Origin of the sequence: Nocardia sp. NPDC059154 (genome assembly GCF_042755705.1) — a bacterium.
Taxonomy (GTDB): Bacteria; Actinomycetota; Actinomycetes; order Mycobacteriales; family Mycobacteriaceae; genus Nocardia.
Genome location: NZ_JBHZCS010000019.1, coordinates 74,531 through 96,799 on the forward strand (window position 1 = coordinate 74,531; position 22,269 = coordinate 96,799).

A 22,269-nucleotide genomic window follows, 5' to 3' on the forward strand; every position below is an offset into this window, starting at 1 on the left:
ATTCGGGCGGCGTCGGGATGCTCGATGACGGTCGCGATCGCGACCGGCCGGTCAGCGGCGATCTCCGCGGCGACCTCGCCGAGTTCCGGAAACGTTGCCCGCGAGACCGCCTCGACGAAGATGTCGATGATGCCGCCGCAGGTGAGACCGACGGCGAATGCGTCGTCGTCGGAGATGCCGAACCGCTCCAGCACCGGACGACCGGTCCGGATGACGTCGGTGGCGAGTTCGTAGACCGCGCCTTCGACGCAGCCACCGGAGACCGAACCGCCGACCGTCCCGTCCGAGGCGACGACCATGGCCGCGCCCGGCGGTCGCGGCGCCGAACGGAAGGTCCGCACGACCGTAGCGACCCCCGCCGTGCCCCCGCCGTTCCAGGTTTTCATCAGATCCGTGAGCACGTCCTGCATGGTGCGTCCTCCGGGCGCGATGCGGCTGTAGGCACTGCGTCCACCTCCAAACTAGACTCGGGTTGTGACGCCCGCCCAGCTTCGGGCCTACTCGACGGTGGTGCGGCTCGGCTCCGTCCATGCGGCGGCCAGAGAGCTGGGGATATCCGACGCCGGTGTCTCGACGCACATCGCGCAGTTGCGTAAGGAGCTCGACGACCCGCTGTTCACTCGCACGGCGGCCGGTCTGGCCTTCACGCCCGGTGGGTTGCGCCTGGCCAGCCGGGCGATCGAGATTCTCGGACTGCAGCGCCAGACCGCCATCGAGGTGAGCGAGGCGGCGCACGGCCGACGGCTGCTCCGGATCGCGGCATCGAGCGCGTTCGCCGAACATGCCGCGCCCGGCCTCATCGACCTGTTCGCGGCGCGGGCGAAGGATCTGTCGGTCGAGCTGAGTGTTCATCCCACCAGCCAGTTCCGCAGCTTGATCGAGACCCGTGCGGTGGACATCGCGCTGGGGCCCGGGCAGAACGACACCGACACGACCATCACCACCCGGCCGTTCCTGAAGTATCAGATCATTTCGGTCGCGCGCCCCGACAACCCGCTGGCGGACGTCGCATCGCATCCGGCGCTGCTGCGGGAGCAGCAGTGGATGCTGGGCCCCGGCGCCGGCAGTGTCGACGGGCGTATCGCAACGATGCTGCGCGAGTTGGCGATTCCCGAATCACACCAGCGGATCTTCCAGAGCGACGCGGCCGCCCTCGAAGAGGTCCGCCGGGTCGGGGGCATCACCCTCGCGATCGGCTTCGCCGTCTCCTCCGACCTCGCGGCCGGTCGGTTGACCCGCATCAAGGGAGCCGGCCTTCAGGTATCCGACGAGTGGTGCGCGACCACTCTGCCACCCGACACCCGACAGCCCGCGGTGTCGGAACTGCTGCGGTTCATCGCCACCCCGCGATGTATCCAGGCGATGATCCGCGGGTCCGGGGTCGGAGTCACCCGGTTCCGCCCGAAAGTGCATGTGACGTTGTGGAGTTGACCCTACTGACCGGCCAGATTTCCGCGCCGAGACAACGAGGGAGCAGCACATGGACGACGAGTTCGAACGCACGCCGCGTCTCACGGCCTTCCCGCGCATCGACGACTACGGCTTCATCTCCGACTGCGAGGTCACTGCGCTGATCGCCCCCAGCGGAGCCATCGAGTGGATGTGTCTGCCCCGCATCGACTCCGCCAGTGTCTTTGCCGCCGTACTGGATCGTTCCGCCGGTTCGTTTCGGTTCGCCCCGGTCGAATTCATGGTGCCCACCGATCGCCGCTACGTCCCCGGGACGATGGTCATGGAGACGAGCTGGCGCAGTGGCGAAGGGTGGGCGACGGTTCGCGATGCGCTGCTGGTCGGGCCCTGGCGGCATCAGACACCCGGCCACAGCGCCCATCGTCGAACCCCCACCGACTACGACGCCGAGCACATATTGCTGCGGACGGTGCACTGTGAGACCGGGCAAATCCAGTTCGGGCTCGACTGCCAGCCATCCTTCGACTACGGCAGGCATCATGCCCATTGGGAGTACCTCGACAGTTACTACCTCGCGCAGGCCAGTGCCGACGGGATCGATCTGGAGCTGACGCTCAGCACCGACATGCGCTTGGGACTGGAGGGTACGCACGCGCTTGCGCGCACCCTGCTGAAGGCGGGCGACACCCGCTTCTGCGCGCTCTCCTGGGGCAGTCGCAATGCGCCCACCGCCGTCGACGAGGCCGAAGAACGGCTGCTGCGAACGATCCACCATTGGCGGCACTGGCTCGCCGGCGGGCGGTTTCCGGACCATCCATGGGCTGCCCAGCTGACCCGCAGCGCGCTGACCCTCAAGGGACTGACCTTCGCACCCACCGGTGCCATCAGCGCCGCTGCCACCACTTCACTACCCGAAACACCAGGTGGACAACGCAATTGGGACTATCGCTACTCGTGGATACGTGACTCCGCCTTCGCGCTGTGGGGCCTGTACACACTGGGCTTCAGCTGGGAGGCGAACGACTTCTTCTCCTACATCACGAACTTGACCGAAGGCGTCCGCGACATGCAGATCGTCTACGGCATCGGCGGCGAAAGCGACCTCACCGAGCAGACCCTCACCCACCTGCGCGGCTACGAGAATGCCGGCCCCGTGCGCATCGGCAACGACGCGTACCGGCAACGCCAGCACGATGTGTGGGGCGCTGCGCTGGACGCGGTCTACCTCTACGCGCGCAACCAGGACCGAATCGACGCGCGCGCCTGGCCGGTGCTGGGCCGGGCGGTCAAGAGCGCCCTCACCTACTGGCGCGAGCCCGACCATGGCATCTGGGAAGTGCGCGGGAAGCCCCAGCACTTCACCTCCAGCAAGGTGATGTGCTGGGTTGCCGCCGACCGCGGTGCCCGGCTGGCCCGCATCCACCAGGACTTCGAACGCGCGCATCGCTGGCAACAGGCCGCAGACGAAATCCACGCCGACATATGCGCTCATGCGGTCGACTCCCGGCAGGTGTTCACCCAGTACTACGGCAGCACGGCGCTGGATGCTTCGGCCCTGCTCATTCCGCTGGTTCGTTTCCTGCCCCCCGACGACGAGCGGGTACGCAATACAGTGTTGGCCATCGCCGACGAATTGACCGAGGACGACCTCGTACTGCGGTACCGAGTCAGTGAAACCGACGATGGATGCACGGGGGAAGAGGGCGCCTTCACGATCTGCTCGTTCTGGCTGGTCTCGGCATTGTCGGAGATCGGCGAGAAGAAACGAGCCAAACAGCTGTGTGAGAAACTGCTCGCCTACGCCAGCCCCCTCGGCCTCTACGCCGAGGAGATCAACCCCCGAACCGGCCGGCACTGGGGCAACTTCCCCCAGGCGTTCACCCACCTCGCGCTGATCAACGCCGTAATGCACGTCATCCAGGACGAACAAGCCGTCACGCGGCAGGCACTCGGCGGGGAATCGATCTCCCCGCGACTCGACGATGCATCATTCTCGCTGGGATACATTCGCTAGCCCTGACGCTCATCGACGAATTTTCTCCCGGGGAGGCGGTGTCCCCGTGGATGTCGTAACAGATAATTCGGCCGCCCCTGCGGGCTCAATGACGTTTGGTGATCACGACCGGTTTGATCTCGGTGGGTATACCGTCCAGCACCGATACCGGGATGCCGAGAACAGTGGCGGTAACCTCCCGTGGAATCGAATTCAGGGCAGCGAGAATGCCGATATCGTCGCTTGTCTCCGGGGCGCTGGTGTTGAAGACGATAAGTAGTTCGAGTGGGGCATCGGCGCGGGCATTTTCGAAATAGTGAAAGAACCCCTGCGGGGCGAAGACCAGGTCGCCCGCGTGTGCTTCGAATACATCGTTGTGGTAGCTGCCGTCCGGATGGGTACCCATGACAGTCCATTTCGCGCTGCCGGAGATGTGGTAGTTGAGTTCCCACGCCGTGGGGTGCCAGTGTGGTTCGCGGACGCCTCCGGGCTCGAGCCGCACGAAGTACGCCGCACCGTTCTGGCCGGCCAGCACCGGAAAGTTCTGTTCGTGGGCTCCCTGCAGCGTGCCGCCGTCGTAACGGTCCGGTTCGGCGGCGGTGAGGTGGAACAGATGCGCGGACTTGTTCAGATTGGCATCGATGCTGCCGGCACTCGGTAGTTCGGTCCGCGCTGGCTCGGCGCAGGCCGCGGCGGCTGTCAAACCCGCACCGAGCGCCGCGCCGCCCAGCATTGCCGCGCCGGTCCCGATGGCAGCGCGGCGGTTCACTGCCGGTGTTTCGTCAGGACGATCGCTCGACATGTCGCTCCGTTCCACACAGATTCGTCGCGGTCAACTCCGGGCAAATGCATCGACGGGGGCGCTCGACAAGGAAGCGTACCCAGGGTCGAGCCGCCGGCACTGGAGCGACTCCCGAACAGATGGACGCGCCGGGAGTGGTGGAACAGCAACGGCTTACGCAGCGCTGCGAAGAAGACATCGATTTCTGTTGTGGCGCTCAGCTTTTGACGACCCTTCCGAGGCCATCCGCTATCGAGCCCGTTTCACCCGCGCCGAAGAGGGTACCCCAGCGGAGTACCCCCTCGAAACCGCCTCTGATCAGGCGAGTTTCAAGCTGCGCCCGATGATCTCCTTCATGATCTCGGTGGTGCCGCCGTAGATGGTCTGGACGCGGGCGTCCATGTACGCCTTGGCAATCGGGTACTCGCGCATGTAGCCGTAGCCGCCGTGCAGCTGCAGGCACTTGGTGATGAGGTCGACCTGCTCCTCGCTCGACCACCACTTGGCCATGGCGGCCTCCTCGACGGTCAGCTTCCGGTCGTTGAGCAGCTCGATGCAGCGGTCCACGAACACGCGCACGGCGGTGGTCTTGGTGGCCAGCTCGGCGAGCACGAAGCGAGTGTTCTGCTGGGCGCCGATCGGCTTGCCGAACGCCTTGCGGTCGCGCACGTACTGGCAGGTCAGGTCCAGGCAGGCCTCCATGGCGGCGGCGGCCATGACGGCGATGGACAGGCGCTCCTGCGGCAGGTTCTGCATCAGGTGGACGAAGCCCTGGCCCTCGGTGCCCAGCAGGTTCTTGCCGGGGACACGAACGTCGGTGAAGGACAGCTCGGCGGTGTCCTGCGCCTTGAGCCCGATCTTGTCCAGATTGCGGCCGCGCTCGAAGCCGGGCATGCCGCGCTCGACCACGAGCAGCGAGAAGCCCATCGCGCCCTTCGACGGGTCGGTCTGGGCGACCACGATCACGATGTCGGCATTGATGCCGTTGGTGATGAAGGTCTTGGCGCCGTTGAGGATCCAGTCGTCGCCGTCCTTGACCGCGCGGGTCTTGATGCCCTGCAGGTCCGAGCCGGTGCCGGGCTCGGTCATGGCGATGGCGGTGATGATCTCACCGGAGCAGAAGCCCGGCAGCCAGCGCCGCTTCTGCTCCTCGTTGGCCAGCTCCAGCAGGTAGGGCGCGATCACGTCGTTGTGCAGACCGAAACCCAGGCCGGAGTAGAAGCCCTTGGTGACCTCCTCAGTCAGGATGGCGTTGTAGCGGAAGTCCAGCACGCCCCCGCCGCCGTACTCCTCCGGCACGGCCATGCCGAGGAATCCCTGCTTGCCGGCCTCCAGCCAGACCGAGCGATCGACGATGCCGTCGTGCTCCCACTGCTCGTGCTGGGAAGCCACATGCTGATCGAGAAACTTACGGAACGACTCCCGGAACAGCTCGTGTTCGGGTTCGAAAAGAGTGCGCTCCACGCCAACCTCCTACAGTGACCACATCGGCACCATCGCCTGTGCTCATCACCGTACTCGAAAGCCGAACGGAGGTTAACTTCGCGGGAGAAGAAAGTGGTCCGAACTGCGACAGTCGCCATTGACGTCGCGGAACGGAGCTGCTGAACCCCGGTAAACCTACCGGGAAATCAGGGTGATGCTCAGAGGCCGAAGCGGCCCAGGGTGCGGCCCAGCAGGCTGCGACCGCGGTCCCGGTCGCGCTCGGCCAGCAGGAAGTCCAGTTCACCTTCCAGGGCCTTCTTCACCACGGTCTGCAGCTCGGTGGCGGCGGCCTCGACATCCTCGGCGTCACGCCACGGGCTGGTGTCGATCGGGGTGCCGAGGGAGTAGTAGAAGCGCTCGGGCTTGGGCACCAGCGTCGGACCGAGGCCGCGGATCAGCGGCGGTGTCAGATTCGAGCGCAGGCCCAGGCCCTCGACGGCCTTGCGCAGCGGCAGCATGACCGGGTGATCGCCGTCGAAGACGATGTCGTAGATGTCGTCGCCGCCGACCATGGCGATCGGGACGATGGGCGCGCCGGTCGCGATGGCCATCTTGGCGAAGCCGGTGCGGCCCTCCCACAGCAGCTGGTACTTCTGTCCCTTGCCGCGCATGGCCTCGCGGCCGCCGCCCGGGAACACCGCCACGGCCTCGCCCTGTTCCAGCAGCGTGGTGCAGTTGTGGCGGTTGCCGCGCACGATTCCCCAGCGGTGCAACACATCTCGCAGCCCCGGCACATCGATGAGCACGTTCTCGGCGAGCCCCCGCACCAGCCGATCGCGCTGCTTCAGAATCTCGTGCGCGAGCAGCGGGGCATCGGTGCCGCCCGCCAGGCTGTGATTGCCGACGAGCAGCACCGGGCCCTGCTCCGGGAAGTTCTCCATCCCGTAGAAGCGCGGGCTGAACCAGGCCCTCGAGGGGGCGACGAGCAGATCGATGATGCGGCGATCGGCATCGGTGAGATCGACGTGCAGTGGCGCGCCGTCGGTCAGCCCCCTGGGCGATTCGGTGTCGGACCATTGATCGTCATGACGAGTCAAGACAAACCCTCCCTGCAAGAACCTTCGATAACGGCATCGTAACGAAAGTCCGCGCAGGTCACCGAATCAGGGTTAGAACAGGTTCGAGCGCCCGAATGAGACAAACTCGGCTTCGAGTTCCAATTTGCCGGAATCGGTGAAGAGGTCGTACTCCGGTTTGCCGCGACCGGCCCAGCGATAGATCGGCTCGGCGGTGTGCCAACGCTGTTCCTGGAGTTCGCGTTTGAGCACCTTGTTGGAGCCGGTGACGGGCAGATTTCCCGACACCCGCAGCAGCCGGGGCGCGCCCTTGCTGCCGAGATCGTCCTGGGCGCTGAGGAATTCGGCGAACTCGGCGGCATCGAATGCGGCCGGGTCGGCCACCTCGATGGCGGCCATCACCTGGTCGCCCGAGCGGGCGTCGGGGACGCCGTAGACCGCGGCGGCAATGACCGCGGGATGCCGTCGGATCACCTGTTCGATCAGTAGCGTCGAGGTGTTCTCGCCGTCGACGCGAAGCCAGTCGCCTTTGCGTCCGGCGAAATAGAGGAATCCGTCCGCGTCGATATATCCGAGATCGCCGGTCCAATACCAACCGTTCCGCAAACGTTCGGCATCCGCGACATCGTTTTTGTAATAGCCCTCGAAAACGAGCGCACCCGCCTTGTCGATCATCTCACCGACCGATTCGTCCGGATTCAATACACGACCGTATTCATCCAATTCCGCTCGCGCGCAATCGGCGAGGGTCTCCGGATTCACCACCGCCACCCCCGGATGGGCCGGACGGCCCAGCGCCGCGGCCGGCGCCGCCGGGTCGATGGCGGCCAGGGCCGGGCCCTCGCTGGAGCCGTAGCCCTCGAAGAGCTCGGCTCCGAAGCGGCGGCGGAACTCGGCCTGGTCGGCCACCGACGCCTCGGTGCCGAAACCACGGTCCAGGGTGTTGTCGGCGTCCTGCGGACTCGCCGGGGTGGCCAGCAGGTAGCCGAGTGCCTTGCCCACATAGGTGAAGAAGGTCGCGCCGAAATACCGCACGTCCGAGAGGAATCCGGAGGCCGAGAACTTCGGGGTGAGGCACACGGTCGCACCGTTGGACAGGGCCGGAGCCCACAGCGCCATGATGGCATTGCCGTGGAACAGCGGCATGCAGCAGTAGTCGACGTCCTCGCGCACGTGACCGAACTTGTCGGTGGCCGCGTACGCGATCACCGCCAGACGGCGCTGCGTGCACTTGACCGCCTTGGAGGTGCCGGTGGTGCCGGAGGTGAACAGCAACAGCAGCAAGGCTTCCGGGCCCGCGTGGGCGGCGGGCTCGACCCGGTGCGCGTCGATCCGCTCGGCGTAGGCCGGATCGTCGACCAGCAGGAACCGCTCGGGTTCCAGGTCGAGATCCAGCCCGCGCAGGCGGGCCATCCCGGCCGCGTCGGTCACGATCAGCTGGCAGTCGACATAGCGAATGTCGGCCTCCAGCTGGGCGTTTCCGCGCGTCGGGTTGATGCCCACCAGGGTCGCGCCCGCCAGCGCGGCGGCGCCCAGCCAGAAGACGAAGTCGGGCACATTGTCCAGCAGCACCCCGATGTGGAAGGGCCCGCCGTGCCGCAGTTCCCGGGCCAGTTCGGCGCGTGCCGCCGACTCCCGCACCACCGCGTCCCAGGTCCAATCCCGGTCGCGGGTCCGCACTCCGAGCCGCTCGTCGCCGAGGCGGTCGAGCAGCATGGTCGCGATGTCCGCGCGACGCCGGGGTTGCTCCGGCGACACCGCCGGGGTCTCCGCCGACACGGCCGGGGGTGCCACTGATAGGTCCGTCATGTCCGATTCGCCTTCCATATGCCGAGTCTCGCCGCTGTCAGACGGCCGGGTGCACGAGTTCGACGTATTCCCTGGGCAGCTCGTCGAACGACAGCTTGCGGATCTCCACCGGGCCCGAGTGGTAGGAGTCCTCGCCGACGATCAGGCCGTTCGCGTCGACCGGCCACAGCAGCAGCTGGCGGAAGGTGATCAGGTAGTCGGCGGCGGGATCGTCGACGGGAATGCCGATCTGGGCGGCGTAGGCGCCGGGGTAGATCTGCTTGAGGAAGCCCTCGGTGACCACGCAGTCGTCGTCCACCAGCAGACGGTCCAGCTCGAACTCCAGGATGTTGGACTTGCTCTCGACGAAGGCCGAGTAGTAGGCGTGCACGGTGTCCCACCCCTTCGGGCCGACATCCTGGCCCGCGTTCCAGAAGTGGTAGTCCGGTTCCGCGACCAGGGTGCGCATCAGACCGTCCAGGTCGGGGGCGGCCTCGGCCTTCATGTGCTCGATGACGATGCCGAGCACCTGGCGGTGGCGCTCGTTGGTGGTGACGGCCAGCCGCTGCTCGAGCAGCTCCCAGGTCTTGGCCGGATCGACAATCGCCATGGTGTGAATCTCCTTCTCCCGCACCGGTTGTGCCCACCGATCGTCACCGAACGACGTGACCCGGATCACCCGCCGCCCGTCGCGGGTATCACCGGCTTCACCCGACACCTGTCGGATCGGGCGGCATCCGGCCCGCCAGCTGCGCGGAGGACAGCGTCATGCGCCGGACCGTCAGCACCAGGGTGGCGGTGAACCGGTCCAGCGCCTCGTCCACATCCCAGCCCATCACCGCCTCGACCTGCGCTATCCGCGCGGCCACCGTGCTGTGATGCAGGTGCAGTTCGGTCGCGGTGCGCCGCAGGGTGCCGAAGACGCAGAACGCCTCGAGGGTGTCGACGGCCAGCGCTCCCGCCTCGGTGGCGGCGAACTCGTTGATCCGCATGACATCCGCCGTCCCCAGCAGCCGCTGCACCGGCAGATCCGCCAGCAGCTCCAGCGCCCCCAGCCGCTCGAACGCGATCACCCGCCGCCCGTGCCAGGTCGACGACGCGAATCGCATCGCGCGGCGCGCCTGCTCCCACGAGGTGGCCGCCGCGAACGCCGGCAACCGCTCCCCCACCCCGATCCACGGCCCGCCGGTGCCCGCCTGCGATGCCGGGAACGACTGCGCGACAGCAGCATTCAGGATATCCGACAGTCCCCGGTCGACCATCGACGGACGCCCGGGCCCGGTCGTGACCGGCACCGCCGAACTACCGGCCGCGGACACGGACCGGTCCGAAGCGACAGCCGGCCGGCGCATGGCCTCCCCGGCACCACCGGGCGGCGCGAAATCCTGCACCAGCACCGCGGTCGTCGCCCCGATCACGGCCTGCCGCAGGATCGGCACGTGCTCGCCGATGATCCGTACCGCGTCCGCCGCGCCCGGCCCGGCCACCGCCAGCACCCGCGTCGCCCGCGCCGGATCCAGCCCGAGCAACCGCATGGCCCGCACGCGATCCTCACGCCGTTCCTTCTCCGACAGCACCACTTCCAGCAATGCGGGATCGTCCATCCGCAGCGGATTGGCCGCCTGCCGCACCGACACCACGCGCAGACAATGCCGCAGCCGATCCAGCACCACGCCGTCCAGCGGATGCGCCGCGGCCGGCGCCACCTGCCGCTCCAGCCAGACGGCGGGATCGGTCCCGACCGCGTCGGCGGGTGTGCCCGTGGCGGGCAGCAGGCGGCCCGCGGCGTCGTAGCGGATCACGGTGCCGGACGGCCAGCTCGCCCCGACCGGGCACTCGGCCAGCAGCGCGGCGGCTCGCACGACCGTGTCGGCATTGGCGGCGGACTCGTCGAAATCGTCGAAGTGCGCGATGACCCGCAATACCGCGGTCGAATCAGCACCGAGCTCGGACAGTCGCAGCGGGTTCGGGGTCGGCGCAGGCTCCATCCCGCTGCTCCCTCCACTCTGATGGGATATCCCCTCAGACTCGCAACCACTCGGCCGAATTCGTCACGAATCGGTCCAACCGTCCAACTGAGTGGGACGCGACCACGCCGAGGGGTCAGGCGCGAAGGAACAGTCTGAGCGATTCGTCGACCACCGCATCGCGGGTGCGGTGGTCCGGGTCGGCCTCGGGGCGCAGCCAGATGGAGGCGTGGTTGAGGATGCCGTGTAGGCAGTGCAGGGCCACCGAGGGGTCGGGGCAGTCGAAGGCGCCGGAATCGATTCCGCGGTCGATGACCTCGCGGAAGAGGAGGTCGTGGCGGCGGCGCATGGTCTTGATGGCCTCGGAGTGCTCGCTCGGCCAGGGGGCGGGGAACGAGAAGAGCTTGCCGACCTCGGGATACAGCACGGTCAGCACATGCAGCTGGGCCCCGATCAGGACCCGCAGCTGCTCGGCGGGCGGCGCGTCGGCGGCGGTGTCCAGGGCCGCGCGGAGGCTGGTCAGGACATCGGCGGTGAGTTTCTCCAGGGCCGCGGACACCAGCGCGTCCTTGCTCGGAAAGTAGTGGTAGAGCGTGGCTTTGGCGATGTCGGTGCGTTCGGCGACGTCCTCGAACCGCATGCCCTGATAGCCACTGCTGGACAGGATCTGCAGCGCGGTCGCGATCATCTCCGCCTTGCGGCGGTCACGCCGGCGTGCCGCGCGCCCGGCGGGGGCGGCGTCCGCGTCCACGGTCGAAGTCATCGCTCGATCATAGGCGGCGCTCGGGTCGGTTGTTCCGACCACAAAGATGGTTTACCGACTAGCCAGATCAAAACTCGACCCTTAGGTTGGGAAACGTGACGGAGACGAGCGCACCCGAGTCCAGCTACTTCCGGCGAGTCGGCGAACACCGATTCGTCCCCACCCGCCATGCGGGCGGCGCATGGGCCGACGACGAACAGCACTTCAGCCCGGTCGGCGGCCTGATCGTGCACGAGATCCTGCGCGCCCGCGCCGATCGTCCGGGTCTGGTGCTGAGCCGCATCAGCTTCGACATCCTCGGCCGGATCGGGTTCGAGGAGTTCGAGATTCGCGTCGAGACCGTCCGGCCCGGCCGCACCATCGAGCTGGTGCAGACCACGGTGACCATCGGCGGCCGCAGCGTGGTGAGCGCCCGGGCCTGGTTCCTGGGCGTCCAGGACACCGACAGCGTCGCCGGCGGTGAACCGGACCGGCTGCCCGCGCCCGATGAGCTGGAGTCCTGGGAGCTCGGTTCGCTCTGGTCGGGCGGCTACATCGCCTCCATCGACACCCGGCCGGTCGGTATCCCGCAGCCCGGCCGCACCACGGCCTGGATCACCACCTCCCTGGACCTGGTCGCGGGCGAGCGGTCCGAGGCTCTCGCCTCCTACATCGCGCTGGTCGACACCGCCAACGGCATCGCGGTCCGGCAGGAGCCCACCAAGTGGATGTTCCCGAACGTGGACCTGACCATCCACCTCTACCGGCAGCCGGAGGGCGAGTGGACCGGCCTCGATACGACGGTCGCCTTCGGCCACACCGGGCAAGGGCTGACCAGCACCGTTCTCCACGACGTCCGCGGCGCGGTCGGTTACGCCCAGCAGATCCTGACCGTGCGCCCGCAGCCCTGACCGATCGGGCCCCTATAGTCGATGGGCATGACCTTCCAAAGCGACAGCAGCACAGTGCCGTCGATCGTCCTGAACGACGGAAACGCGATTCCGGCGCTCGGTTTCGGAGTGTTCCAGGTCGCCGACGCGGAGGCGTTCGACGCCGTCACCGCGGCACTCCAAACCGGTTACCGCAGTATCGATACCGCCGCGATCTATGGCAACGAGGTCGAGGTGGGCCGCGCCATCCGCGAGTACGGGCTGCCGCGCGAGCAGGTCTACGTCACCACCAAACTGTGGAACTCCGAACAGGGCTACGACTCCACCCTGCGCGCCTTCGACGCCAGCATGGCGCGGCTCGGAATGGACTATCTGGACTTGTATCTCATTCACTGGCCGGTGGCGCAGGCCGGTCGGTTCGTCGATACGTTCCGGGCCTTCCAGACCTTGAAGTCCGAGGGCCGGATCCGGTCGATCGGCGTCTCGAACTTCAACCGCGATCACCTCGAGCGCGTCATCGACGAGACCGGCGAAACCCCGGCGGTGAACCAGATCGAACTGCACCCGCACCTGGCGCAGACCGAGCTGCGGGCCTTCCACGCCGAGCACCGCATCGCGACCGAGGCCTGGAGTCCGCTCGGTCGGGGCGCGGATCTGAAGGATCCGGCCATCGTCGAGATCGCGGAGGAAACCGGCCGGACCCCGGCGCAGGTGATCATCCGCTGGCATCTGCAGCTCGGCACTGTGGTGATCCCGAAATCGGTGACCCCGTCCCGCATCCGGGAGAACTTCGATGTCTTCTCCTTCGAGCTGACGCCCGGCCAGCTGGCCCGCATCGACGGCGTCGACCGGGGCAACCGGATCGGCCCCGACCCGGCCACCCTCACCGCCGGCCTGGACGTCTGAGCCCGCCGGCTATCGAGCGGCCTGCTGCTGGTGGGCGATTCGATAGCGGCCGGGGGTGGTACCGACGAGGGCCGTGAAAGCGGTGATGAAGCCGCTGGGATTCGACCACCCGCACGCGTGCGCGACCTGCGTCGTGTCATGGCCGTCGGCGAGCAGGACGAGGGCGTGATAGACCCGCACCTGGGTGCGCCACTCGTAGAAGGTCATGCCGAGTTCGTTGCGGAACAGCCGGCTCAGGGTGCGGGAGCCGGCTCCGGCCGCCCGGCCGAGATCCGCCAATGAGCTATTGTCCCCGGGGTTTTCGTACAGCATCCGCGCAAGGGCCTGCAACCGATCATCGCGGGGTTCCGGCAGTTGCAGTGGCTGCTCGCGCGCTTCGCGCAGTTCGTCGACGAGGACGCGATGCAGCCGGGCCCGCGCGGCGCGGTCGTACTCGCGGGTGCCGGTGAGCGCGAGCACGACTTCGCGGGCCAGGTCGGAGGCCAGGAACACGGCGGGATGGTCCGGTATCAGCCCGGCGAGCGCGGGCGGCAGGAAGACGATCCGCATGTCGGTGTGGCCGTGCGCGCGGTGGTAGTGCGTGAATCCCGCCGGCGTCCAGGCGATTCGATTGGCCGGGACGATCGAGGTGCCGCGTTCGGTGTGCACCGACAGCACGCCGCGCGCCGCGTACACCAGGTGCCCACGCGAATGGGAATCGGCCGAACTCGCCGCCCCCGACGACCAGAGGTGGGCTCCGCCGGACGGCCACAGCCGCGACTCGAGAGGTTGGCGGCTATCGGGCATAGCTTGGCATTCTATCGGTAGCCCGCCAGCCTGCCGGTCGGCAACAGTGGATGCATGAACACGATGACGCGAGTGAATACGACTATGCGAGCGGCGATCTGCGGCCGGGCCGGCGACTCCGAGGTTCTGGAAATCCGCGAGCTGCCGATCCCCGAGGTCCGGGAGGGCTGGAGCCTGGTGCAGGTGAAGGGCGCGGGTCTGAACCGGTCGGAGCTGCGCACCCGCCAGGGGCATTCGCCCAGCGTGCGCTTCCCGCGGGTACTCGGCATCGAATGTGTCGGAATCATCGCCGCCTCCACCGATCCCGCGCTCCCGGAGGGCACGACCGTCGCCGCGGTCATGGGCGAGATGGGCCGCGATTTCGACGGCGGCTACGCCGAGTACGCCCTCCTGCCGAACTCCCTCCTGATGCCGATCACCACCACCCTGCCGTGGGAGATCCTGGCCGCCCTGCCCGAGTCCTACCTGACCGCCCAGGGCTCGCTCGACGCGCTGGGAATCGAGCCGGACACCAAGGGCCGGTTGCTGATTCGCGGCGGCACCTCCTCGGTGGGCATGGCCGCCGCGTCGATCGCCGTCGGCCACGGCATCGAGACGGCGACAACGACGCGGCAGCCCAGCAGGATCGACGCCCTGCGTGCGACCGGCGTCGACCATGTGCTCGTCGACGACGGCGAATCACTGGCCGCGAGCGTGCACGCGATCTGGCCCGACGGCCCGGACTACGTCCTGGACCTGGTCGGCGCCCGCACCGCGGTGGACTCGCTCCACCTGGTCCGGCGCGGCGGCACGGTCTGCGTGTCGGGCTCGCTCAGCGGATGGCTCATCTCCGATTTCGAACCGATCGCGATGATCCCCTCCGGCACCAGGCTCACGGCCTTCCACAGCAAGAACCGCGCAGGCGGCGCGGGAACGCCTGTGCTGCAACGGATCATCCACGACATCGAATCCGGCGCCTACCGCCCCACCATCGACCGCAGCTTCCGGCTCGACGAGATCGCCGCCGCCCATCGATACATGGAAAACGACCAGGCCACCGGCAAAGTCGTGATGCTGCCCTGAGCCGCCGGGCACCGATGTTCAGACAGGCTGCCAGAGCTCGATCCGATTCCCCTCCGGATCGGTCACCCAGCCGAACCGCCCGACCCCCGCCATATCCTGCGTTTCCTCGGCCACCTCCGCCCCCTTCTCCCGCAATTGCGCGAGCATCGCATCCAGATCCCGAACCCGGAAATTCAGCATCGTCCGCTGCCCGCGATCCCCGAAATACTCTGTCCCCGACTCGAAGGTCGCGAACACGGTCACCCCGGCCTCCTGCCTCCACACCCCATTCTCATCGGCGTCCAGCCCGAGGCAATCCCGATACCAAGCACCCAAACCCGCCGGGTCGGCAGCCCGCAGAAAGTACCCGCCAATCCCAACCACCCGTTCCATGCCGCCATCCTGCCAGGCCAGACCACCGGCCACCCCTGGCAACGCGCCCTACACGTCCCGCCTCATCAACCGTTGGTGGCACGTCCACACGATTCACTCGCCGCTGGGGCAAGATGCCTGGCATGAAGGTGATCCTCTTCGGAGCGACCGGCATGATCGGGCACGGGGTTCTCAACGAGTGCCTGCGGGACGAGCGGGTCGAGCAGGTCCTCGCGGTCGGGCGCAGCTCGCTCGGTGTCGAGAACCCCAAGCTGCGCGAGCTGGTCCAGCCCGACCCGACCGATCTCTCCGCGATCGCCGGCGAGCTGCCGGAGTTCGACGCCTGCTTCTTCTGCCTCGGTGTTTCCTCCGTCGGCATGAAAGAGGAGGACTACCGCCGGATCACCTACGACCTGACCCTGAAGGTCGGTCGCACGCTGGCGGCCGCGAACCCGAAGCTCACGTTCATCTACGTCTCCGGCCAGGGCACCGACAGCAGCGAGAAGGGCCGCTCGATGTGGGCGCGAGTGAAGGGAAAAACCGAGAACGACCTCCTCGCACTTCCCTTCCAGGCGTACATGTTCCGCCCCGGATTCGTCCAGCCCATGGACGGCGTGATCTCCAAGACCCCGCTGTACCGCGCCGCGTACGCGGTCACCGGCCCACTGATCCCGCTGCTGAAGCGGCTGGCCCCGAACGCATTCAACGACAATCGCGAAATCGGTCGCGCCATGATCACCATCGCAGCCTCCGGAGCGGACAGCCACGTCCTCACGCCCCGGCAGATCTCCGCACGAGCCGCGCAGTAGCGAGGCCGTCCGCTCCGGCCGGTTGCCGCGCGACGCCACGACTTCGGCGGTCAACGAGGCCCTCGAACTGACCGCCGCCATGTCACCGGCGGCGGTGTGCCAGATCAGCCGTTGCACTCCGTGGTCACGGTGCGCCATTCGTCGTGCGTGCCGACCGCGCTGCCGACGGGCGGTAGGCCCGAGGGCCCGGTCGGCAGCGCCACATATGACCGGTCGTCAGCGGTAGCCGCCGTAGGGCACCGTGATGATCTCCAGTCCGTGGCCGTCGGGGTCGTTCCAATAGAGGCCGCGCCCACCGTCATTGGTGTTGATCTCACCCTCGAGGGTGTGGTGGGGGTCGGCCCACCAGGTGAGGCCGCGGTCCTTGATGCGGGCGTGGATGGCGTCGAACTCTGGCTCGGAGACCAGGAAGGCGTAGTGCTGGGGGTGCGGGGTGCCGCCGCCGTCGGCGAAGTCGAGGGAGACGCCGTTGTCCAGGACGACCATGAGGAACGGTCCGGCGACGACGGGGGCCGGGAGGCCGAGGATGTCGGTGTAGAAGTGGGATGAGACCTGCTTGTCCGAGCAGCGGACGATGGTGTGGTTGAGGTGAACACTCACAGTGCTTCTCCTGATCGTGTTGTGCCGGTTGGGTTCCCGGTTCATCTGAGTCGACGCCCTCGTCCGCGCCCTGCAACTCGCGCCCCGAGCCGGCTTCGCGAAGCTCGGCGCCACGCTCGGCATGCACGAGCGCACCGCGACCCGCCGCTACCGCCGCCTCCGCCGGGCGGGAGCCTTGCGCATCTTCGGCATGGTCGACCCGATGGCGGCCGCACATCAATTCTGGCAGGTCCGCGTCCGCAGCCGTCCCGACGCCTCCGAATCCCTGGCCACCGCACTGGCGGCCCGCGACGACATCACCTGGGCCGCGGTGACCGCCGCCCGTCCACCCTGATCCGCACCCGAACCAAGAAGTGGCCGAGTCTGGAACGCAGACCGTTCGAGACTGGTAATCAGCAAGAGTGGATGCTTGTCCAGTCGCGCTGGGCAGTGCGGTGGACGGGTGTTCGTCGTGCTGATCTCGGGCGTCAGTGGTTGCGGGGCAGCGGAGGACGTGCGTGGTAGGTGTCGATTTGGAAATTCAGCAGTGGCTTTCTCAGCACCGGACGCCGGTGCTGAGACGGTGGCACGGTGGGTCATGGATGCCGGGATGAGCGGCGCGGGCGTGGTTGCGGTCGGCGTGGCAGGGCTGGCGGTTGTGGTCATGAAACGCTGGTGGTGGCAAGGGATTACGGTCGGCGTGTCGGTGGTGGCGGCGCAGGCGGCGGCCAGGACGCTGAAGCAGATGATCCAGCGGGGGCGTCCGTCGGGGGAACTCACGGTTGTTCAGGTTGGTGCGTTTTCGATGCCGTCGACCTTGGCTGCGATGACGACGGCTGTCGCGGTCGCCGCGTATCTGGTGCTGCCCTGGCCGGCGGAACGGCGGCGCTGGGTCGCGGGACTGCTTGCCGCGTGGCTGGTATCGATCGGCGTCGCGATGGTTTATCTGGGGGCGCACTGGGCGACCGACGTGGTGGCCGGTTGGGGTGTGGGGGCCGGAGTCGCCGGAGTTGTCGTGAGCCTGGCACGAGTCGCCGCATCGAATGTCCGCGTAGACGGCGGGCAGGACGCTTCGGCCAGGACCTGAGCCCGTCCGGCCTGCGGATATCAGAGATGCCACACCCGGCTGTCGATGAAGGACCGCCAAGCCTCCTCCGGGAACCAGAGTTCCGGGCCTACAGCCTTCGAGTCGCGGACGCCCACCTTCCCATCGCCGAGAAAAACCTCGACGCACTGTTTGGCGGCATCCGACCTGCTCGACTTGTACCACGTGCCGGTCGGCGGGAGTTTCGTCACAGCGCGTACTCCTTCGCGAGTCCGAGCACCAGCGCTCTGGTGTCCGTCTCCGACAACGCTACCGCCCGCATGGACGCGACCGCGCGCCGATATCGGTCGATCTCCGTGGCACGTTCGTGGTAGAGACTGCCGATCGCGCCCTCGACGAAAACGACTGTGGGCAAGGCGGTTCCGCTCGAACCATGCGGGAATTCGAGCAGGGTGAAGGGCTGGATCGTGAGGCCGCGGTGCGGGCCGGCCGACCATGGGATGGCGCGAATGCTGATGTTCTCCCGTTCGCCGATCTCGGCGAGCCAGCGCAACTGGGCCGCCATTGCCGCCGGAGTGGCCGGGCAGTGACGCAGAACGGCCTCGGAGATCAGCGCGTCGAGACGAAAGCCGGGCTCGCTCAGGCGAACTTGCCGGCGCGCGGTGAGTTCCAGCAGGCGTTCGACATTCACGGCCGACAGATCCGGTTCGTCGATCCGGATGATCGCGCGCCGGTAGTCGGGAGTTTGCAGGAGGCCGGGCACGATGACCGGCTGATGGACGAGGACTCGATTCGCCGCTCCCTCCAGGCGGAGGAATCGGGGAAAAGCCGGGGCAACCTGATCGGTGTAGGCCTTCCAGAAGCCCTTCGAGTTCCCTTGCGCTTTGGCCATTTTGTCCTGTTCGGCGAGCTCGGACCACAGCCGGAGCGCCTCGTCACGAACCTCTGCCGACGCCCCGTAGTTGGCGAGCAGAAGTTTGATCAGCGGCCCGGTGAGTTTGGTGGGACTCCCCTCCTCCATTCGCATGATGACCTGCCGGGACACCTCGAGGCCCGCCGCGGCGGCGAGGAGCGTCTGATGTGCGTCTTCACGTACTCCGCGCATGAAGTTCCCGAAATCCATGCGAGAGACCGTCAATTCAGTCATTTCCTAGCCTCGCTATCAGGGAAATGTCCGCCACGGACACCGCCGAGACGGACTTTCATCGTATTTCGTGAAATGTCCGCGAGGGACTCACTCCGGCAACGCGTTTGGATGTCTACTTATCACAGAGCGTTCAGCAAATCAGATTCGACCGCAGGTTCATTCGCAATCCGAAGAAACAGTGGGAGTCGTAATGCCTTGGGATGCTTGGGTTTTGTCGCTGATGACCGTTTTGGGCGGAATATTGCTCGCCGCATGCCTCGTCGAAGACATCAGGAGTTCCGCCGCTCGCCGCGCACGGGCGGGGCGGCACCGTGCGGAGCGGCGACAGGCGAGGAGCTGAGCCCCAGCGATGACGCCGGACACGCCACAGCCGGAGGTAGTCGGATACCTCCGGCCGGGCGGGTCAGGAGGGTTGCGAGCCGTTGAGCGAGCCGCCCGCGTGGGCGAACTCGGTCAACTGGCCGGCGAGAGCATCCGGGACGCGGGCGTGGACCCGGGTGCCGGACTCCTGGTGTTCGGAGCTGAGGATCTTGCCGTCGGCGTGGATGCGGGCGAGCAGGTCGCCGCGGGTGTACGGCAGCAGGACGCTGACCTCGACATCCAGGCCGCCGAGGATCTGGCCCAGGAGATCGCGGAGCTGGTCGAGACCCTCGCCGGTGCGGGCCGAGACGAAGGCCGCGTCCGGCAGCCAGCCGCGCAGCTGGGTCAGCTCCAGCGGATCGAGCGCGTCGATCTTGTTGACCACCAGGAACTCCGGCGGCGCGGGCAGCTTGGACTCGCGCAGCACGTCGGTGATGACCTCGCGGACCGCCTTGATCTGCTGATCCGGCAGCGGGTCGGAGCCGTCGACCACGTGCAGCAGCAGGTCGGCGCCCGTCACCTCTTCCAGGGTGGACCGGAACGCCTCGACCAGCTGGGTGGGCAGGTGGCGCACGAAACCGACGGTGTCGGTGAACACCACTTCGCGGCCGTCCTCCAGGGCGGCGCGGCGGGTGGTCGGATCCAGGGTGGCGAACAGCGCGTCCTGCACCAGGATTCCAGCATCGGTCAGCGCGTTCATCAGCGACGACTTGCCCGCGTTGGTGTAACCGACAATGGCCACCTGCGGGATACCGCTCTCCGAACGCTTGGCGCGCTTGGTGTCACGGGCGGTCTTCATCTCGCGAATCTCGCGGCGCAGCTTGGCCATTCGCTCACGAATGCGGCGACGGTCGGTCTCGATCTTGGTCTCACCGGGACCACGCAGACCCACACCGCCATTGCTGCCGGCGCGACCACCGGCCTGCCGGGACATGGACTCACCCCAGCCGCGCAGCCGCGGCAGCATGTACTCCATCTGCGCGAGCGAGACCTGCGCCTTGCCTTCGCGCGAGGTCGCGTGCTGGGCGAAGATGTCCAGGATCAGCGCGGTGCGGTCGATGACCTTCACCTTCACGACCTTCTCCAGCGCGGTCAGCTGCGCGGGGGTCAGTTCACCATCGCAGATGACGGTGTCGGCGCCGGACTCGAGAACGATGGCGCGTAGCTCCTCGGCCTTGCCGGAGCCGATATAGGTGGACTTGTCGGGACGGTCGCGACGCTGGATCATCGCGTCGAGCACCTCCGAACCCGCGGTCTCGGCCAACGCGGCCAGTTCGGCCATGCTCGCCTCGGCCTGCGTGGCCGTGCCCTCGGTCCAGACGCCGACCAGCACCACGCGCTCCAGGCGCAGCTGCCGGTACTCGACCTCGGTGACGTCGGTGAGTTCGGTGGACAGACCCGCGACACGGCGCAGGGCGCTGCGGTCCTCGAGCTGCAGTTCACCTACCGTCGGCGCGGCCGACCAGCCGTTGCGGCCGGTCTCGGTGGCGTCGTTGATCTCCTCGTCGAGGTCTTCGGCGGGAGTGAACTCATACGTTTCTGGCTTACTCATACACCTCCATGTTCCCACGTCTCAACGAACGACCGCATTCGGTTATTTCGCGGCGAAGCGTTCCCCGGCTCGCGAGATGACATCGTCGAGGACTTCGCGGGAGCGCAGGAGGTCGGCGATGGTGCGGTCGATGCGGTCGCGTTCGGCAACCAACTCGTCGACGAGCTCGGGCGTGGCTTGCTCGTTGGCGCCGCCGTCGGTGTCACGCATGCAGGGCAGGATCTCGAAGATCTTCTTGCTGTTGAGGCCGGCGGCGAAGAGTTCCTGGATGTGGATGACGCGGTCGACGGCGAGGTCCGGATAGTCGCGCTGGCCACCGGGGGTGCGGGCGGCGACGAGCAGGCCCTGCTCCTCGTAGTAGCGCAGCGATCGTTCGCTCACGCCGGTGCGTCTGGCCAGCTCACCGATTCGCATGCGGCACTCCGGATTCCGAGGCTTGCACCTCACATCAATGTCAGGTTCTACCTTACGGGCATGACGAACACGGACCTCTTCGACACGGGCCGGATCGGCCGGCTGGAACTCCCGAACCGGCTGGTCATGGCCCCTATGACCCGCAATCGCGCCGCCGCCGACGGGACCCCCACCGAGCTCATGGCGACCTACTACACGCAGCGCGCGGGAGCGGGACTGATCATCGCCGAGGCGGCCACCCCGAACCCGGCCGGGCTGACCTACCCGAACATCCCTGCCCTCTACACCGATTCGCACCTCGCCGGCTGGCGGCGCGTCACCGACTCGGTGCGGGCCGCGGGCGGGCGGATGTTCCTGCAACTCCAGCACGGCGGGCGGGTCGGGCACCCGGACAACAGCGGACTGACCCCGGTCGCACCCTCGCCCATCCCACTGCCGGAGACCATCCACACACCGTCCGGCCAGCAGGAGGCGGTGACTCCGCACGAGCTCACCGATGACGAAATCCAGCACACCATCGCCGATTTCGCGACGGCCGCCCGCAAGGCGGTGGCCGCCGGATTCGAGGGCGTCGAGATCCACAGCGCCAACGGCTACCTGCTGCACCAGTTCCTGTCGGGCAATACCAATCACCGCACCGACGCCTACGGCGGCTCGATCGAGAACCGGATCCGGTTCACCCTCGAGGTGGTGGACGCGGTGATCGCGGCCATCGGCGCGGAGCGGGTCGGGGTGCGGATCGCACCCGGCATCACCGTCAACGGCATCGCCGAAACCGATACCGACGAGCTGTACCCGGCACTGGTCGCGGCGCTGGCGCAGCGCCATCCGGCCTACCTGCACGTGGTGTTCGCGGACCCGGAAAACGCGCTCTTCCAGCAGATTCGGAGCCTGTGGCCGACCACGCTGATCGCCAATCCGAACCTCGGCTGGGGCATCCCGCTGCCCGCCGACGGCGGCGCCGCCGCGGCCCGCGCGCTGCTGGCGGCGGGCGCGGACCTGGTGTCACTGGGCCGGTCGTTCCTGGCCAACCCGGATCTGGTGGACCGCCTGCGGATCGGTGCGCCGCTGAACCCGGTGCGCGACGCACACCTGATGTATGTCGGCGGCGCAGCGGGCTACACCGACTATCCGGCACTCGAATCCGCCGCCGACGCGGCGCTCGGCACCACTGCGGCGTGATCAG

23 protein-coding genes and 1 pseudogene are annotated in these 22,269 nt (G+C 67.6%); 9 read left to right on the top strand and 15 right to left on the bottom strand.

Going from position 1 to position 22,269, the window contains the following annotated elements:
* Positions 1-410: XdhC family protein (locus ACFXN1_RS18325; RefSeq protein ID WP_379463634.1), on the bottom strand; the 410-nt coding region annotated here is incomplete at its 3' end.
* A gap of 64 nt (positions 411-474) precedes the next feature.
* Between ACFXN1_RS18325 and ACFXN1_RS18330 the strand changes: the two genes are divergently transcribed.
* A complete protein-coding gene (locus ACFXN1_RS18330) occupies positions 475-1,431 on the top strand; it encodes a LysR family transcriptional regulator (protein WP_379438841.1) in 957 nt (318 codons plus the stop codon).
* 49 nt (positions 1,432-1,480) lie between these two features.
* Complete coding sequence (locus ACFXN1_RS18335; RefSeq protein WP_379398744.1) at positions 1,481-3,424, top strand: glycoside hydrolase family 15 protein; 1,944 nt, start codon at positions 1,481-1,483, stop codon at positions 3,422-3,424.
* A gap of 85 nt (positions 3,425-3,509) precedes the next feature.
* On the opposite strand, the gene ACFXN1_RS18340 is transcribed toward ACFXN1_RS18335, so the two are convergent.
* From ACFXN1_RS18340 to ACFXN1_RS18370, 7 genes are all read right to left on the bottom strand, one after another.
* Entirely contained in the window at positions 3,510-4,172 is a 663-nt protein-coding gene (locus tag ACFXN1_RS18340; protein WP_379463635.1) for a cupin domain-containing protein, read from the bottom strand.
* A 330-nt stretch (positions 4,173-4,502) separates the two neighbouring features.
* On the bottom strand, positions 4,503-5,648 hold the full coding sequence (locus ACFXN1_RS18345; RefSeq protein ID WP_379438838.1) for an acyl-CoA dehydrogenase family protein: 1,146 nt from the start codon (positions 5,646-5,648) through the stop codon (positions 4,503-4,505).
* A 179-nt stretch (positions 5,649-5,827) separates the two neighbouring features.
* Entirely contained in the window at positions 5,828-6,706 is an 879-nt protein-coding gene (locus ACFXN1_RS18350; protein WP_379438836.1) for a lysophospholipid acyltransferase family protein, read from the bottom strand.
* Between the two features lie 72 nt (positions 6,707-6,778).
* Positions 6,779-8,401, bottom strand: a complete 1,623-nt coding sequence (locus ACFXN1_RS18355) for an AMP-binding protein (RefSeq protein WP_379438873.1) — start codon at positions 8,399-8,401, stop codon at positions 6,779-6,781.
* A 130-nt stretch (positions 8,402-8,531) separates the two neighbouring features.
* Positions 8,532-9,083 carry a nuclear transport factor 2 family protein gene (locus tag ACFXN1_RS18360; protein ID WP_379398794.1) on the bottom strand — a complete coding sequence of 184 codons (552 nt, stop codon included), beginning with the start codon at positions 9,081-9,083 and terminating at the stop codon, positions 8,532-8,534.
* Between the two features lie 97 nt (positions 9,084-9,180).
* Positions 9,181-10,461: a PucR family transcriptional regulator gene (locus tag ACFXN1_RS18365; RefSeq protein WP_379438835.1), complete on the bottom strand. Its 1,281-nt coding sequence runs from the start codon at positions 10,459-10,461 to the stop codon at positions 9,181-9,183.
* A gap of 115 nt (positions 10,462-10,576) precedes the next feature.
* Complete coding sequence (locus tag ACFXN1_RS18370) at positions 10,577-11,203, bottom strand: TetR/AcrR family transcriptional regulator (RefSeq protein WP_379438833.1); 627 nt, start codon at positions 11,201-11,203, stop codon at positions 10,577-10,579.
* 95 nt (positions 11,204-11,298) lie between these two features.
* Here ACFXN1_RS18370 and ACFXN1_RS18375 point away from each other — a divergent pair, with 95 nt between their 5' ends.
* Positions 11,299-12,093, top strand: a complete 795-nt coding sequence (locus tag ACFXN1_RS18375) for a thioesterase family protein (RefSeq protein WP_379438832.1) — start codon at positions 11,299-11,301, stop codon at positions 12,091-12,093.
* A 27-nt stretch (positions 12,094-12,120) separates the two neighbouring features.
* Positions 12,121-12,978, top strand: a complete 858-nt coding sequence (locus tag ACFXN1_RS18380) for an aldo/keto reductase (protein WP_379438830.1) — start codon at positions 12,121-12,123, stop codon at positions 12,976-12,978.
* Between the two features lie 9 nt (positions 12,979-12,987).
* On the opposite strand, the gene ACFXN1_RS18385 is transcribed toward ACFXN1_RS18380, so the two are convergent.
* Complete coding sequence (locus ACFXN1_RS18385) at positions 12,988-13,764, bottom strand: helix-turn-helix domain-containing protein (protein ID WP_379438829.1); 777 nt, start codon at positions 13,762-13,764, stop codon at positions 12,988-12,990.
* 54 nt (positions 13,765-13,818) lie between these two features.
* On the opposite strand from ACFXN1_RS18385, the gene ACFXN1_RS18390 reads away from it, so the two are divergent.
* Entirely contained in the window at positions 13,819-14,826 is a 1,008-nt protein-coding gene (locus tag ACFXN1_RS18390; RefSeq protein WP_379438827.1) for a zinc-binding dehydrogenase, read from the top strand.
* Positions 14,827-14,844: 18 nt separating this feature from the next.
* Here the strand turns inward: ACFXN1_RS18390 and ACFXN1_RS18395 are convergent, their stop codons facing one another.
* Complete coding sequence (locus tag ACFXN1_RS18395; RefSeq protein ID WP_379438826.1) at positions 14,845-15,198, bottom strand: VOC family protein; 354 nt, start codon at positions 15,196-15,198, stop codon at positions 14,845-14,847.
* A 122-nt stretch (positions 15,199-15,320) separates the two neighbouring features.
* On the opposite strand from ACFXN1_RS18395, the gene ACFXN1_RS18400 reads away from it, so the two are divergent.
* The gene (locus ACFXN1_RS18400) at positions 15,321-15,986 is read left to right on the top strand and encodes an NAD-dependent epimerase/dehydratase family protein (protein WP_379438824.1); all 666 of its coding nucleotides are present in this window, start codon (positions 15,321-15,323) and stop codon (positions 15,984-15,986) included.
* A 216-nt stretch (positions 15,987-16,202) separates the two neighbouring features.
* On the opposite strand, the gene ACFXN1_RS18405 is transcribed toward ACFXN1_RS18400, so the two are convergent.
* Positions 16,203-16,586, bottom strand: a complete 384-nt coding sequence (locus tag ACFXN1_RS18405; RefSeq protein WP_379438823.1) for a VOC family protein — start codon at positions 16,584-16,586, stop codon at positions 16,203-16,205.
* Positions 16,587-16,653: 67 nt separating this feature from the next.
* Here ACFXN1_RS18405 and ACFXN1_RS18410 point away from each other — a divergent pair.
* Positions 16,654-16,920: pseudogene (locus ACFXN1_RS18410) on the top strand (Lrp/AsnC family transcriptional regulator); the annotation flags it as partial.
* Between the two features lie 243 nt (positions 16,921-17,163).
* The gene (locus ACFXN1_RS18415) at positions 17,164-17,652 is read left to right on the top strand and encodes a phosphatase PAP2 family protein (protein WP_379438822.1); all 489 of its coding nucleotides are present in this window, start codon (positions 17,164-17,166) and stop codon (positions 17,650-17,652) included.
* Between the two features lie 20 nt (positions 17,653-17,672).
* Here the strand turns inward: ACFXN1_RS18415 and ACFXN1_RS18420 are convergent, their stop codons facing one another.
* The 4 genes from ACFXN1_RS18420 to ACFXN1_RS18435 form a co-directional block, all read right to left on the bottom strand.
* Positions 17,673-17,861 carry a DUF397 domain-containing protein gene (locus tag ACFXN1_RS18420; RefSeq protein ID WP_379438821.1) on the bottom strand — a complete coding sequence of 63 codons (189 nt, stop codon included), beginning with the start codon at positions 17,859-17,861 and terminating at the stop codon, positions 17,673-17,675.
* Entirely contained in the window at positions 17,858-18,757 is a 900-nt protein-coding gene (locus ACFXN1_RS18425; protein ID WP_379438819.1) for a DUF5753 domain-containing protein, read from the bottom strand. The genes ACFXN1_RS18420 and ACFXN1_RS18425 overlap by 4 nt, the downstream gene beginning before the upstream one ends.
* Positions 18,758-19,160: 403 nt before the next feature.
* On the bottom strand, positions 19,161-20,669 hold the full coding sequence (hflX, locus tag ACFXN1_RS18430) for a GTPase HflX (protein WP_379398715.1): 1,509 nt from the start codon (positions 20,667-20,669) through the stop codon (positions 19,161-19,163).
* A 42-nt stretch (positions 20,670-20,711) separates the two neighbouring features.
* The gene (locus tag ACFXN1_RS18435) at positions 20,712-21,083 is read right to left on the bottom strand and encodes a MerR family transcriptional regulator (RefSeq protein ID WP_379438818.1); all 372 of its coding nucleotides are present in this window, start codon (positions 21,081-21,083) and stop codon (positions 20,712-20,714) included.
* Between the two features lie 60 nt (positions 21,084-21,143).
* Here ACFXN1_RS18435 and ACFXN1_RS18440 point away from each other — a divergent pair, with 60 nt between their 5' ends.
* Positions 21,144-22,265 carry an alkene reductase gene (locus ACFXN1_RS18440; RefSeq protein ID WP_379438816.1) on the top strand — a complete coding sequence of 374 codons (1,122 nt, stop codon included), beginning with the start codon at positions 21,144-21,146 and terminating at the stop codon, positions 22,263-22,265.
* The last annotated feature ends 4 nt before the right edge of the window (positions 22,266-22,269 follow it).